We start from the raw sequence: 15,185 nt of genomic DNA, 5'->3' as shown, positions 1-15,185 counted from the left end.
CTTGCACGATCTGCCCGGTGCGCTAGCGAGGGGGAATGGAGATGCAAGACCTGTTGCAGCGCTATTTCGGGACGCCCGACCTAGCCGAAGTCGATCCGGCCGCCCTGCCCGCCGGGGTTGATCGAATGCGCGTCGATTTCGGGCTTGAGCGCGACCGTGGGCGGCGCTTCGCACTATGGTCCTTGCTTTACATGCTGGACGCGGCGCCTGACCTGGATGTCGCGTTCGAGGATCCGACCGACCGCGAAGCGGCGCGCAACTTGATGGATCTGCTCGCCGCCGCCACGCCGGACTGATCCCTATCCTTCGATCTAGCGATCACGGCTGGCTCTTGCGGAGACTGGTCGCTCAGTCGACCACCAACTCATGCACCTTGCCGGTCGCATCGATCATGAAGACCGTTCCATAATCCTGTTCCGTCAATTCAGGCGCCTGGTGCCCGCCGAAGCGCGCCACCAGGTCGGGAACGGTATTGCTGTGGCCGACGACCAGCACTGCTCCCTCGCTCGCCGTGACAGAGGTAACGAGGGCTTCAGGCTGACGAGCGTCGTACTGGGTGACCGTGACGCCGATCCTCCTCGACAGCGGGGCGGCTGTCTCCATCGCGCGGCGCGTTGCAGTTGCATAAATCGCGACGATGCCCTTGTCCGCCAACATCTCCGCAAGGCGCTCTGCTGCTGCGGTGCCCTCGCTATTGAGCGGGGGATCGTCGCCTTGGGCTTTGTGCAAATGCCTGATGACGAAGATCGCGTCTCTATCCTGATGGGAAGAAGCGGCCCCGTCGCGGTCGCGTGTCGCTGGCGCCGCGCACGCTCCCAGCGCAAGTGTCACAAGCAGCACCATCGCACGCCAGCTTTTCATCGCATTTTTCCCTTCGTTTGGGTCTAATTGCACGCGGCGACAACCGGGCCTGCGACGCGGTGGTCCAGCGAAATTCTAGGCGGTAATCCGCGATGCTTCGCGAAAAGTAACGAGCCTCCGTTCGCCCTCATCCCACAATGCGAGCCGCAAGGCGCTCAAGGTGTGTAGCGCGGTAAACCGGTTCAAGTCGTGCAAGGGGGGGTGCTTCTCCAACACTTCCGGCAAGCGGTAGAACGGAATTCGGCTAGCCAGATGATGGACATGGTGGATGCCGATATTGCCGGTAAACCAGCGCAAGACAGGCGGCAGGTCGAGGTGCGAACTCCCATGCAAGGCAGCATGGTAGAAAGACCAGTCGGCCTCTCGGTCCCAATGCGCATCTGAAAACTGATGTTGTATATAGAACAGCCAGACGCCCATCGAAGCGGCGGTGAGCAATACAGGGAAAAACACCAGTGCTGTAACGCCGATGCCCGCCATATAGATCGGCATGGCCAGGATCAGCGCGGTCACCAAATTGGTCGCTATCGCGCTCACCCAGTAAATCCGTCCTTCGCTCATCAGGCCAATCGGGAGCCGGTGACGCAGCAAAAACAGATAGGCCGGGCCAAGGCCCAACAAGACCAGAGGATGGCGATAAAAGCGGTAGAGAAACCGCTGCAGGCGCGTGCGCTCCTGGAATTCGCGAACTGTCAGCGTGTCGACATCCCCAATTCCGCGGGCGTCCAAATTGCCGGTCGCAGCGTGATGCAGCGCATGCGAACGCCGCCAGCAATCATAGGGCGTGAGCGTGAATACACCCAGCGCTCTACCGAGCCAGTCATTACCCGCCCTGCCGCGCAGGAAGGCTCCGTGGCCGCAATCGTGCTGTATGATAAACAGCCGAAGCAGAAACAGCCCCGCGAGCGGTGTTAACGCAAGCGCCAGGAAATAGCCTGCCTGGACCGCAACCACGATAAGCGCGAACAAGGTAAGGAACGGAACCAGCGTGACCGCCAGTTCCCATCCGCTCCGTTTGAGGTGCGGCTCGCGAAACGCATTCAATTCACGCATTAGCTGCTGCGGATCAAGCGGCGCAGAGGCAATGACAGGGGCTCCATCATTGCAGGCTTCTTCATGGACAGGCGTGCTCACGGTCGAAGCGCTATATGCCGCCACCAGCATTGTCACGCAGGTTTGTGGATCTTCTTCGATTGGGCCAGCAACCCCAAGATCCGAAAAGGGCAAGCTTTTCCCTCGCTGGCGGCCGATTAATTACCAGGGATCAATCAAGACCTGGTGCTGAAGGGTCAGGCGAGCGAGTGCCTGATCCTGCTCGACGCATTCGTTGCCCGGTCGCGCGAGGCAACCGTTATCCCCCAAGATCAATGGTGCACCAGGACCGGGATAATTCATCAAACGGTCGGTGACGCATATCTTCCCGTCCGCAGCGACAGCTATCAGATTTGATGCCTTACTGCTCGAAAAGCCTCTTCACATCTTCCGGGCGGCAGAGATCTGTGCCCGGGGTCAGGACTGCTGCGGCTCCGGCAGCCAAGCCGAAGCGAAACGCTTCTTCCGGCTTGCGCCCCATCGCCAGCGCATGCACCATCGCCGCCAGGAAACTATCGCCCGCACCCACGGCGCTGCAAGCGTCCACCGCCAATGCCGGCAGGCGCAGCGGCCCCGAATGACTGGCGAGCAAGGCGCCCTCTGCAGCCATGGTGACGACAAGATATTCTGCGTGGCCGCGCTCAACCACCGCCATGGCCGCATCTGCAATGGCCTTTTCGCCTGTCACATCCTCACCAACGAGAGCGCGAAATTCACCGATGCTGGGCTTGGCGAGGAATATGTCACCCCCTTCCAAGCCAGCGGCCAGAGCCGGACCCGACGTGTCGAGGACAAACCGCATCCCTTGCGCCTTGGCCATGGCAGCCACCCTGGCATAGAAATCTTCCGGCACTCCGCGCGGCAGGGAACCGCTGGCAACGAGGAAATCGTGTTTCGCGGCTTCCAGACTTTTCAGGCAAGCACGCCATTCGGCTTCGCTCACTTCGGGCCCGCCGGGGATGAAACGATATTCCTGTCCGCTGCTGCGTTCGTGCACGGCGGCGGCGACGCGTGTCTGGCCTGCGATCCTGGTCGGTGAACGAACCAACTGATGCAAGTCGAGCAAGCCGTCGAGCGCCACTCCGGTCGCGCCGCCGGAAAGGTAATAGCATCGGGCATTGCCACCCAGCCGTACGAACACCCGCGCCACGTTGATGCCGCCACCGCCCGGATCATATCGCTCTGCGCTCGCCCGCATCTTGCGTGACGGGATCACTCGGTCGACTTCATACGCCGCATCAAGAGTGGGGTTCATTGTCAATGTTCCAAGATCCATCATGCGACTGGTTCCCCCTTGCTCGCGGTCTCCGCGAAGTCCTGTTCCGCCTGCGCGACATGGCGTTTGACCGCCACGAAGCTGTCCGGTGTCACTGAAATTGAATCGATCCCGCATTCCACCAGGAAGCGGGCAAATTCCGGATGGTCGCTGGGGGCCTGTCCGCACAGGCCCACCTTGGTGGCGTGCCGGTGCGCTTCCGTGATGACATGGCGGATCATCCATTCGACAGCCGGATTGCGCTCATCGAATTGATCGGCAAGCAACTCGGAATCGCGGTCGATCCCAAGGGTAAGCTGGGTGAGATCGTTGCTGCCGATTGAAAAACCGTCGAACCGCTCTGCGAACTCGCCCGCCAATATGACATTGGCCGGGATCTCGCACATCACGTAGACTTCAAGGCCGTTTTCGCCACGCTTGAGTCCCGCACTGGCCATCACCTCCAGCACTCGATCCGCTTCCTCCAAGGTCCGGCAAAAGGGGATCATCACCGCGACGTTGTTGAAGCCCAAACGCTCTCGCAGTCGCTTGATCGCGCGGCATTCCAGCTCGAAACCGGCGCGGTATAGCGGCGAGTAATAGCGCGATGCCCCGCGGAATCCGAGCATCGGATTTTCCTCTTCTGGCTCGAACGCAGCCCCGCCGACGAGCCCGGCATACTCATTTGTCTTGAAATCGCTCATCCGCACGATGACCGGTTCCGGATAGTGAACCGCGGCAATCCTCGCGAGGCCGAAGGCGAGTTGATCGACGAAGTACTCGCCCTTGTCCGCATATCCGGCAGTCAGGCGCCCGATCTCGGCCTTCGCTTCTGCGTCCTCCAGTTCATCAAAGTGAACCAGCGCCATTGGATGCGCCTTGATCGTGTTGGCGATGACGAATTCCATCCGCGTCAGTCCCACACCGGCAGTTGGGAGCTGCCACCAACGGCTGGCTGCACTTGGATCAGCCAGGTTGAGCATGACCTTGATGCGCGTATCGGGCAACCCGGTCAGATCAATCGTTTCAGCGGTGATCTGGGCTATCCCGGCATAAACCACGCCCTGGTCGCCTCCGACGCAGCTGACCGTGACCTCTTGCCCCGACTGCAGCACCTCCATGGCATTGCCCGTGCCGACGACTGCGGGCAGGCCAAATTCACGGCTGACAATGGCTGCGTGCGATGTCCGCCCGCCGTGATCGGTGACAATGGCGGCGGCGCGCTGCATGATCGGCACCCAATCGGGATCGGTAGTGGAAGTCACCAGCACCGATCCATCCACGAAATCAGCGATGTCCGCTGCGCTTTCGATCCGGCAAACCTTACCTGTCGCTGCAGCCGCCCCGATGGCAAGGCCGGTTGTCAGGACATCCCCCGCACGATCCAACGAATAGGATTGGAGTGTGCCCCGATCAGCGCGCGACTGGACCGTTTCGGGCCGCGCCTGAACGATGAATAGTCCGCCGTCAGGGCCATCTTTCGCCCATTCCATGTCCATCGGGCAGCCGTAATGTGTTTCGATGAGCGTGGCCCACCGCGCCAACTGCACGACTTCGCTGTCAGTCAGTACGAAGCCCGCTCGCTCTTCTGCGCTGGTTTCGATGTTTACCGTGGTCCCTTCCCCACCTCCCGAATAGACCATCTTGACCGCTTTCGCGCCGCGACTTTTCTCGATTATCGGGCAGAGCGCGGCGTCATCCAGCAGTGGCTTGAAAACCTGCCAAGCATCGGGATCGACTGCGCCCTGAACGACATTCTCGCCCAGTCCCCATGCGCCGTCGATCAGCACCGAATCGGGAAAGCCATTCTCGGTATCGATGGAAAACATCACGCCGGAACTCGCCAGATCGGCGCGCACCATCTGCTGCACGCCGATCGAAAGTGCGACGGTATCCTCGGTAAAACCATGCGCTGCACGGTAGGAGATCGCCCGGTCAGTATATAACGAGGCGTAACAACGGCGACACGCATCGAGCAGCGCCTCCTCGCCGCTTATATTGAGAAAGGTCTCCTGCTGGCCGGCAAAGCTCGCTTCGGGCAAATCTTCCGCAGTGGCGCTGGAGCGGACAGCTGTTGCCAGCGCCGGATCCCCAGCCTCCTTGGCAAGATCACGATACGCCTTGCCAATTGCCCCCTTCAGCGCATCGGGCCATTGCCCGGCAAGGATGGCAGTGCGAATGGCTTTACCAGTCTCGGCCAGCGAGCGATCGCCCGCAGCGAGGGCCGCGAAATGGTCCCCGATGACCGGCGCAAGCTTATTATGCGCGATAAAAAGCCGAAATGCGTCCGCGGTGGTTGCAAACCCGGGGGGCACGGCGATTCCCTTTGGCACCAAGGCGCCGATCATCTCACCTAGCGATGCATTCTTTCCGCCAACCTTGCCGACATCCCCTCGCGACACGTCTTCAAACTTCAAGATCAATGCCTTGGTCATGCTGGCGCTCCCACTGATGCATTGGTTTTCGTCCGCAGGTTTACGTGCACCTGGCACTCCTTGCCTTGGTCTGGGAAGGGAATGGTATCGCCCTGATGGCGCACCCCATCGACGATGATCTCGAGGTCCCGACCGGAATCCGATCGTTCGACGTGGACCACGATCTTCGCAGTGCCACGCCGCAGGATTGCGCGATAGCCAGGCCAATCCCGGGGCAGAGACGGCGCGATGTGCACTCCGGCATCGCGCAGGGTCAGCCCCAGCAAGCCTTCGACACCCAGCCGCCATGTCCAGGACGCGGCCCCCGTATACCAGCTCCACCCTCCTTTGCCGCGATGCGGATCGGCAGAGGCGATATCACCCGCCACAACGTAAGGTTCGATGCGATAGAGTTCAGCACCTTCACGGGATGCAGTGCGCTGCACCGGGCAGATCATGTGAAAAATATCCAGCGCTCCATCGGCATCGCCGGTTTGCGCCAATGCCAGGCCCAACCAGGCGGCGGCATGCGAATATTGTCCGCCATTTTCGCGCAAGCCCGGTGGATAGGCCTTGATATAGCCGGGATCGCGGGGGCCCTTGTCGAACGGTGGCCACAGCAGCCGCGCCAGCGCCGCTTCCGGATCGATTAATTCGCGTTTAGCCGCCTGCAGCGCCAGTGTGACCCGTTCCGGGTTGGCGCCGGCAAATGCTGCCCAGCTTTGCGAGATGGAATCGATCCGGCATTCGTCTGACCCGGATGCGCCCAGAGGATGGCCCTCATCGTCATAGGCGCGGCGATACCAGCCACCATCCCAGCCCGCTTCCTCGGCATTACAGCGCAAGGTCTCTGCCCGCGCTTCCCATTCTGCGGCCTCGTCAGTGCGGCCCATCCGCCGTTCCATATCGGCCAACAAATCTGCAGTTACGGCACCGAACCAGGCAAGCCAGACGCTCTCGCCGCGCCCTTCGTCCCCTACCCTGTCCATCCCGTCGTTCCAGTCGCCCGTCCCCATCAGGGGCAGGCCGTTGGCGCCCAACTCCATTCGTTTCATGGCCCGCTCGCAATGCTCAATCAGGGGCGCGGCAGGACCGCATGGTTCAAACTTAGCATAGCGATCGCTCTCATCTGCGGTCAGAGGCGGGGCTGACAGGAAGGGGACCAATTCGTCCAGAATGCCAAGATCGCCCGTCGCGCGGACGTAGGTTCCAGCCGCGTAGGGCAACCACATCAAATCGTCGGAAAAGCGTGTGCGTACGCCGCGCTCGGATGGCGGGTGCCACCAATGCAGGACGTCGCCCTCCTCGAACTGATGCGCCGCGCAGACAAGAATGTGCGCGCGCGCGCGGACGGGATCGATCTGCAACAACGCCAGAACGTCTTGCAACTGGTCGCGAAAGCCGATGGCACCGCTCGCCTGGTAGAAGCCGGATCGCGCCATCACCCGCGCCGACATGCTTTGGTAAATCAGCCAGCGATTGATCATCAGATCAAATGCGGGATCCGGCGTTTCGACCTCGACGCTGCCCAGCAAATCGCCCCAAGTTCGGGCCAGCGCAGTTTCGGCATCCGCGACCATGGTGTCCGAGCGCCAATTTGCAGCCAGCGAAAGGGCTTTCTCCTCGCTCGCTGCATCGCCGAGGATGAAGGTTACTTCCGTGCCCTCGCCCGGGGCGAGTTCGATGTGCACCTGATAGGCTCCGCAGGCATCTCCACCCGCCACCTCGTTGCCGGCGAGCCCCCAACGACCCAGCGCCGCTGGCGCAGCCTGATCGCCCCCCCGCCCGAGGAATTCCTCCCGGTCGGTGGTAAAGCCATGCGCATCGACCGTTGCGGTGAGAAAGACCGCCCGATCCGCGAAATCAATGTTCCACGGGCTGGTCGCAATCACCGCCTGTGCGCCTGCATCGAAGCGGCAGGAAACGTGCCTGCGTGCAATCGAAGGCAGCGATCCGAGCAACCATTCAGCGTAATAGGTCGCGGTCAGGCGACGATGGCGAGCCGTTTTATTTTCAAGCCGCAATCGCACTAGCTTGACCGCCGCGTCCGGTGCGACAAAGACCCGCTGGTGTTGCACGATCCCATGCGATGACTTGCGCCACTCGGAAAACCCTGCCCCGTGGCGAATATCGCACGGCGCCTCATGGCCCGCAGGTGCCGGCGTGACCGACCAGACGGCCGCACTCTCCTCGTCACGCAAGTAGAGTATCTCGACCGGGCGATCGGAAACGGGGTCGTTGGTCCACGGGGTCAGGCGGTTTTCCCCGCTGTTGATCGACCAAGTAAAGCCGCCCCCGGTCTCGCTCATCAGCGTTCCGAACCTGTCATTGGCCAACACGTTGACCCACGGCGCAGGGGTTGGCCGACCGGGTTCGAGATGGATCAGGTAATCGCCGCTGGCGGGACAAAAGCCGCCGAAACCATTTTCGAACAATAGCGGTTCTGGACTTTTCCCGGCCTGCTCTGGTCCAACTTCAGGCGTGGACAGATATTCGACGCTCGGCAGGATTGGCGGGGGTGGCGATGCCGAGGTACGGGCGCGTGCGAGTTGGGCTTCCAAGTCTCCGGCGTCATCGTCCAGTATCACCCAGGCCATTGCTTCCATCAGGCGGACCTGATCGAAACCGCTCTGGTCCGCAAACAGCAGGTGGATCCCGCCATTGCGGCCCAGCATCTCGCTCGCTCCGACGTCTCGAAGCAACTCGTGCAGTTCGCCGCGCATTGGCTCGGCGTAGGTGGAACCGCTGTTCTGGAGGATGACAAGATCGACGGGCAGGCCAATTCGCCGCCACCATTGGTGTGCGCTGACCAGAAGCGGGATCATGCGCCCCCTCGCCCCGCTCGTCCGCAAAAGCAGGATCGGTAAATCACCGGACAGTGCGAGACCCCATAGCCCGCCCTGCCCCAGGCGATTCTCGCGGATGCGTGCAGGCTCCCCCCGCAATGCAGGGTGGGGATGAATCAGAAGCGAGCCGAGCGACTGCAGCGCCGGCAGGTTTTTCGGCTTTACCCGCGCACGCCCGATTGCCCGCGCGGACTCCAGTTCGGCATCGCCCAGAACCCAGTCCATCGAGGAAAGCGTCGCATGGCGGGCAGCAATCTCGAGTGCGGCGGCCCGTCCGGCAGCAACCGCTGTAACAATACAGATGGTGCGCAGCTCGCCCGGCTTCAGCGGGATTTCGAATTGCAGCGCTGCAATGGGATCGAGCGTGTGCCCCTCGCTCCCGCCCAGCTTGCTCGCTGCGCCAACCGGATTGCGCAAGGTCCGGCCTCGCCCGATGAAGGCACGCCGGTCCACTTCGTGGCGCAGGTCCTTGACCGGTCCGTCTGTGTCCACCGCGAAATGGACGAGAGTCGCAGGTGTTTCACGCGGGCTTCGAGGCCGCCGAGTAAACAGTAGCCCACCGATCCGGGGAACAAACTCACCGCCAGTAAACAACTTGCTGAAGGCCGGGTGGCGTTCATCATCGAGCGGTTGAGCAAGCACAATCTCGGCGTAACTCGTGAGCCGTAATGTGCGGATATCGGCGGTTTCATTGACGAGGGTCAAACGGCGGAGCTCCAGATCGTCGCCGTTGCCAACGCTGACCTCCATCCGCAGGTCGATCCCGTGATCGCGGCGATGGAACTCTGCCATATGCGGCTGGAATATCACGCTATATTCGTCCGCGACCGCCGCAGTCGGCTGGCGCGTAGCGGACCATAGGGCACCGCTGCTTTCCTCGTGGAGATAGAGCCATATCCCGTCAGCGTCGCGCGTGGCATCCGGCACGAAGCGGGTCAGCGACTGGCCTTGCCAGCGCAGCGCCCCTCCGCCGCTTTCCGAAATCCAACTCGACAGCCGCCCATTGCCCAGCACCTGAACCTGCGGAAAGACCGTCGCTTGCGGCTCCCACGGGGCGATGGCGCCCACCTGCACGGCCACGTCCGGCGCTTCGAGCGTTTCGAGCCGCTCGATCTCAGGTGGGATTTCATGCGGCACCCGCTCGCTCAACAGCAACGAAACAAGCCGCATCTGGGGATCGCGTCCAAAACGGTCCACCATCCGGTCGTTTGTCAGGAGATTGGCTATCGCGCACAGTATCATGCCCTGATGGTGGGCCATATAAGCGACGACTGGAGTGAAGCGCCCGTTGGCAGGCGCGCGATCGGGCGTGAAATCAAGCGCTTCCCACATGCCATAGCGCCCTTCCGCCCCCAATGCGGACATCTGGCGGAGATTGGCTGTCGCGTAACCGGGCGCCACTGCCAAGGCCAATGCAGAAGCATACGGCGCAATGACCTGGTCCCGCGACAGACCACGTTTCAGGCCCAGGCCGGGCGTGCCAAATGCCTGATAGCGATAGCGATGTTCCGGGTCGCGTTCGGCGAAGGCCGATTCCGATACCCCCCATGGCAGGTCGTGGTCCTTGGCATGACGACGCTGTATCTCCACCGCGACCCGCTCGCTCTCGCCGAGCAGCGTTTCCGGCTCACCGCGGAGCAGCAATCGTGGCATCAGATATTCGAACATCGATCCGTTCCACGACAGCAACGACAGCCCGCCGGGCGCGCGGGTCACCGGTCGTTCGAGATGAAACCAGTGCTCGACAGGAACATCGCCCTTGGCGATCGCAAAGAAACTCGCCAACCGCGCTTCGGACGCGAGCAAATCGTAATGGTGTGTATCGATCCGGCTGGCAGAAACATTGTGACCGATGAAGAACAGCCGGCGCTCCCGATCATAAAGCCAGGAAAAGTCCATCGACCAGGCCAGAGCGCCTGCATCTTCCGCCAGTGCGTGAAGCTCTTTCGCGATTTCGCCAGACGCGCCCTGGTCGCGGTGCATCTCGTCCAGATGGTGGCGCAAGCGGTCGAGCCATACGAACAGATCGCGCAGATTTTCCGGGGCATCATGACCTGCGTTTGCCGCTATTTCTTCCGCTGCACCCACAATGGACGGCAGGGCTGTATCGTCCATCCAGTCGAGCAATGAGGCCTGTTGTGCCCCACCTTCTGCCGCAGCTATCCGCGCGCGAGTTGTCGTGATCAGGCCACGCAGGTCGGCCGCATCCGGAAAGTGGGACGCGGCGTGATCAATCAGTTCGAACAGGTCGTTCAGCCCCTCCCACCTTTGCGCCTCCAGCCCGCCCTGCGCGGTCGCCTCGCGCAGGGTTTCGGCAAAGGCGATCAGGCAGACAGCAAGATTGCCACTATCGACGACCGAGACATATCTCGGCTCGAGCGGATGCAGATGGCGGGTTTCGTACCAATTGTAGAAGTGACCTCGATAACGCTCCAGCCGGTCCAGGGCATCAAAGACGTTGCGTCCGCGCGCGACCAGCTCTGCCCGTCCGAGATAGCCCAAGTCCCAGGCAGCCGCCGTGGATAGAAGCAGCATTCCGATATTGGTCGGCGATGTGCGGTGGCCGATCTCCTCATGCGGCGGTCCCTGATAGTTATCGGGTGGCAGCCAATTGTCTTCGGGTCCGGCAAAGCTTTCGAAAAAATACCATGTCCGGCGGGCGAGCAGGCGAAGATACTCGGTATCACCGTCCCCCAATGGCACCGCTTTTGACTTGCGCGATTTGCCGCTCCACAGGGCAATTTCGGGCGCCACTATCCACGGTACCAACAGCACTAACGCGCTTGGCAAGGCCGATGGCCTGAACGCGGCCAGTACCGTGGTGATGGCGGTAGCGACCACCGGGCCGATCCACATCTCCCGCCAAACCGACGACCGGGGACTGCTTTTTTTCATTCGCACGGCGACATGCGCCGCAGCAGTCCATTCGAGCAGATGCTTGTGGCTGACCAGATTGCGCCACAAGGTGACGCTGATTGCGCTGAACGACAGCAACGCTTCATGCAGAAGGTAGACCATCGCCTGAAGCCATCGTCCCGCCTGATCGGACAAGCGCGCAAGCGCGCCATAGGACGCCCCGACGCGCCGCCCGCGCGCTAGCCCGCTAATGACATCGGTGAACAATTGCCATCCGGGCGCCAACACCACCAGCGCAGTCCAGAACCACGGACTGCCCGGCAGCACGAACCAGCCGGCAAGTGCGAGAACAACCAGTCCCGGCGCGACCAAGCTGCGACGCAAATTGTCGAGGATTTTCCAGCGGTCGATCCCGCTGATCGGATTGCGCAACCTGGCCCCGCCGGCGCCAGGTACCCGGGGCCAAAGCCACGCGAGCAATTGCCAGTCACCCCTGATCCAGCGGTGCAGGCGGCGGGCATATTCGGGGTAACTCGCCGGAAAATTCTCGTACAGGACGATGTCGGTGGCCAGCGCGGCCTTGCCATGCGCCCCTTCGAACAGATCGTGGCTGAGTATCCGGTTTTCCGGCACGCGACCGTCCACCGAGGCATGGAAAGCGCGCACGTCATAGATGCCCTTGCCCACAAAGATACCCGCTCCAAACAGGTCTTGGTAAACGTCGGACACCGCCCGGCTGTAGATGTCGATGGCGGTGTCGCCAGTGAACAGGCGCGCGAACACGCTGCGGATGCCAGCTTGCGGGGAAATCTCGACGCGCGGCTGCACCAGTGCGTATCCGCGCTGCACCTTTCCGGTCTCAACTTCGACCTGCGCGCTGTTGAGCGGATGGGCAATTGTGCCGACCAATCGCGCAACCGAACCGGGTGGCAACAGAGTGTCGGCATCGACCGTCACGACATAGCGAATCTCTCGCAGCTCCTCGAGAGCGCCTATGTGCAAAGAGAAGGCCGCCATGTCCCCGTCGATCAGCAACTTGTTAAATTGCTCCAGCTTGCCGCGCTTCCGCTCCCACGCCATCCAGCACCCTTCGCCCGGATTGTAGCGTCGCGGCCGCAACAACAGGTGAAACGGCCCTTTGCCTGGTCCCGCGTGGCGCTGGTTAAGCATGCTGACTGCCTCAATCAGCGCCTCCACTATCTCGGCGTCACCGGGCATCACCTCTTCCGAGGCGTCCGCAAGATCGGCCAGTAAGGCGACTTGCAGGTGCGGGTCCAGATTGGCCAGCCAATGTGTCTCCAGCTGCTGGGCAAGGCTCGCTATTTCATTCCTGGAGCCGATCAGCACCGGCAAAACCACCATGCTGGGCATCGACTTGGGCAATCCTTTGCGGAAATCCAGCTTGGGCAGAACGGTGGGTGGAAAGACCCGGGTGATGGCCCAATGCACGACGGTGATGGCCAGAACCGATGCGGGGACGACACTGACAGTCATCGCGCCCAGCCAGCCCTCAAACGATGCGCCCACGAGCGCCAGGTAAAGCGCTGGCAGGATAAGCGCGGCGATCCCGGACAGTAGAATTGCCACTGCGTAGAACCACCCGGGTCGGGCCAGCACCATCCGGGTCAGTCGCTGATGCAATGCGACCGCGGTACCCAATTCTCGTTCGAGCTCGTTGCGCCCCCCGTCGACCAGCCAAAATCCTACGTGGCGGCAGACGGTTTCCGCCTCGGCAGCGCTAGCCCGGCGGATTGCTGCCAGGACAATATCGCTTTCGCTACAATCATTGGCCCGCGCCAGATATTCGACGGCATTTCGATAACGATCGCGCGTCTCGAAATCCATGTGCGGATAATGCCCGGACGGGTCGCGACCCAACGCCTCCTCGACCAGGCTGGTGCGGTCGAAAAAATCATCCCAGGGGATCGCTGCGACAATACCCAGGTTGGATATCGACCTCGCCACCCGTTCGGTCTGATCGAGCGATTGCGGATCGAACGCCGCTGGCGAAAGCTCGCAGGGCAATTCCATCCCACCACCCAACAGGGGTGTCAGCGAGGCAACGAGAATCTCGACACAGGCAATCCGCAACATCGTGGGAAAGGCCCACAACTCGGCAATGGTGAGCCCCTGTTGCTGCTGATACGCGCGGACGAAGCGCAAGGCCCCGGTCAGCGAGACCTGCAGATGACTGGCCCGCAGGAATTCATGTGCAAGCGCGTAGATGCGCGCCACTCCTTCGGCGTCTTGCACGAGAGCCGGTAATTGGCGGTAGAAACTGCGCGGCATATCCTGGGCAATCTGCCTGAGTGCCCGGTGGACCTGGTAATCATTGTCGAGCAGCCATTCGGCTGCCTTGCTGGCTTCGGGCGGAGGATCGACGCAAGCTAGACGGGCTTGGCCAAGCCAACCCCGCATCGCATCGATATGCTGCCATGCCGCTATCGCTGTCGGAGGTCCCCGTTTGGTCCGGTGCCTTTCGGCCAGACTTTGCGCAGCCAGTTCAAGGGGCGAACCGGGGTCTTCTTCAGCGCTCACTCTTCGAATCGAAAGATAGCAGCATCACGACAGCTCGCCGGTTCGAGGCCGGAGCTGATCTTGATGTTGGGCCTCACCATCAGCAGGGGCACCGGGGAATGGCCGGCAAGATATTCCGCCACACTACCGCAGGCCACATCCTGCAAGCCGGTATTGCCGTGAGATGCCATAACGATGAGATCCACGTGTTCCTCGTCAGCTATCTTGCTCAGCAGGGACCGGGGATCGCCAGGACCACGCGTGATGGCGGTGACTTTTACCCCATCCTCGACGCTACGGCGGCGCAAGTCCTCAAGATGCTGACTTCCGCGGCGATAGTTATGCGCTTCAATACGGTCTCGGGACTGTTCGACATGCGGCGCATTGGCTCCTCCGACAACCTCCAACCGTGGAACGATATGCACCAGAACCAGGTCTGCGCCGTGCGTCCGCGCAATGCGGCGGGCGATCGGCAAAACGCTGTCTGCCCTCGCGGACCCGTCGATCGGTATCATGATCCGACGATACCCACCCTCTTTCGGAGTGCCGGGCGGAACCAGCAGAAGCGAATGATCGGCCCGCTCCAGCAACGCCTGGGCGGTCGAACCCAGCCCCTTTCCCTGATCGCTCCTGCGGCGGCCGACCGCCAGCATAGTCGCGCCATGGTCCTGCGCCCAATCGGAGAGTTCGTCGGCCGGAACTCCAGCCAGCAGCACGCTGTTCGCCAATACTTTCTCCTCATCGCGATCGGCGAAGTCGCGCAAGTTTTCGCGCTGAGCCCGACGGCGCATTTGCCATTCGATTGGATCAGCGGGCGAGGCGAAATGACCCTGTGCTTCGATCACCCTCGCAAAGGTCACTTCCAGCCCGAGGCTGCAGGCAATGGCCAGCGCCTGCGTGGAAACCGCTTGCGCCTGCTCGCCATCGTCGACGCAGGCCACCAGACGGGGCGCTGCACTGGCACCACGCGTCGCCCTGGACGACCTGGCGCTAATGTGGGGACCAGAACGCGATGGGGACCGTGCTTCGGCGAAATGTCTGAATTGGCTGGTGACCATTGCAACTTCCTCGGGTGTCTGCGGCGAGCGATTCTCTCCCCGGTGAAACGAAGAATGCAGCGGTGTCCGAGAGCCTCCTATAGGGAACCTCCCGTAGAAGGCCGATGGCGTGCCATCGCATCGCTGACCCCATGGCAAATCGCGTGGATGCAGCTTCCCGTCACAACTGGCGCCCGCTGACACTATCCTTCGACCAGGTTGCTGTTTGACCGGACGAGGCTGTTTTCGCGCCATGGCCGGGTCATCAACGCAAAGAAATCGCTCTTGGTGGATGTGCCGATGGCTG

At 61.8% G+C, this 15,185-nt stretch carries 7 protein-coding genes; 1 reads left to right on the top strand and 6 read right to left on the bottom strand.

Annotated elements, in window-relative coordinates; all coding sequences use genetic code 11:
• Positions 1-35 precede the first annotated feature (35 nt).
• Positions 36-296 carry a hypothetical protein gene (locus tag ACXYL9_RS04105; RefSeq protein WP_459038313.1) on the top strand — a complete coding sequence of 87 codons (261 nt, stop codon included), beginning with the start codon at positions 36-38 and terminating at the stop codon, positions 294-296.
• Positions 297-348: 52 nt separating this feature from the next.
• On the opposite strand, the gene ACXYL9_RS04100 is transcribed toward ACXYL9_RS04105, so the two are convergent.
• The 6 genes from ACXYL9_RS04100 to ACXYL9_RS04075 form a co-directional block, all read right to left on the bottom strand.
• Complete coding sequence (locus tag ACXYL9_RS04100) at positions 349-861, bottom strand: SixA phosphatase family protein (RefSeq protein ID WP_459038312.1); 513 nt, start codon at positions 859-861, stop codon at positions 349-351.
• A gap of 75 nt (positions 862-936) precedes the next feature.
• Positions 937-1,995 (bottom strand): fatty acid desaturase, encoded by a 1,059-nt coding sequence (locus ACXYL9_RS04095; protein ID WP_459038311.1) that lies wholly within the window; start codon positions 1,993-1,995, stop codon positions 937-939.
• Between the two features lie 319 nt (positions 1,996-2,314).
• Positions 2,315-3,208: a 1-phosphofructokinase family hexose kinase gene (locus ACXYL9_RS04090; protein ID WP_459038310.1), complete on the bottom strand. Its 894-nt coding sequence runs from the start codon at positions 3,206-3,208 to the stop codon at positions 2,315-2,317.
• Positions 3,209-3,228: 20 nt separating this feature from the next.
• Entirely contained in the window at positions 3,229-5,643 is a 2,415-nt protein-coding gene (gene ppsA, locus ACXYL9_RS04085; protein ID WP_459038309.1) for a phosphoenolpyruvate synthase, read from the bottom strand.
• Complete coding sequence (locus ACXYL9_RS04080; RefSeq protein ID WP_459038308.1) at positions 5,640-13,862, bottom strand: GH36-type glycosyl hydrolase domain-containing protein; 8,223 nt, start codon at positions 13,860-13,862, stop codon at positions 5,640-5,642. Before ACXYL9_RS04080 ends, ppsA begins: the two co-directional genes overlap by 4 nt.
• Positions 13,859-14,782, bottom strand: a complete 924-nt coding sequence (locus ACXYL9_RS04075) for a universal stress protein (protein WP_459038307.1) — start codon at positions 14,780-14,782, stop codon at positions 13,859-13,861. Before ACXYL9_RS04075 ends, ACXYL9_RS04080 begins: the two co-directional genes overlap by 4 nt.
• Between the last annotated feature and the right edge of the window lie 403 nt (positions 14,783-15,185).

This window comes from Qipengyuania sp. CAU 1752, from assembly GCF_054482615.1.
The sequence above is the reverse complement of the archived record's forward strand: the minus strand, read 5'-3'. Positions and strand labels throughout refer to the sequence as shown.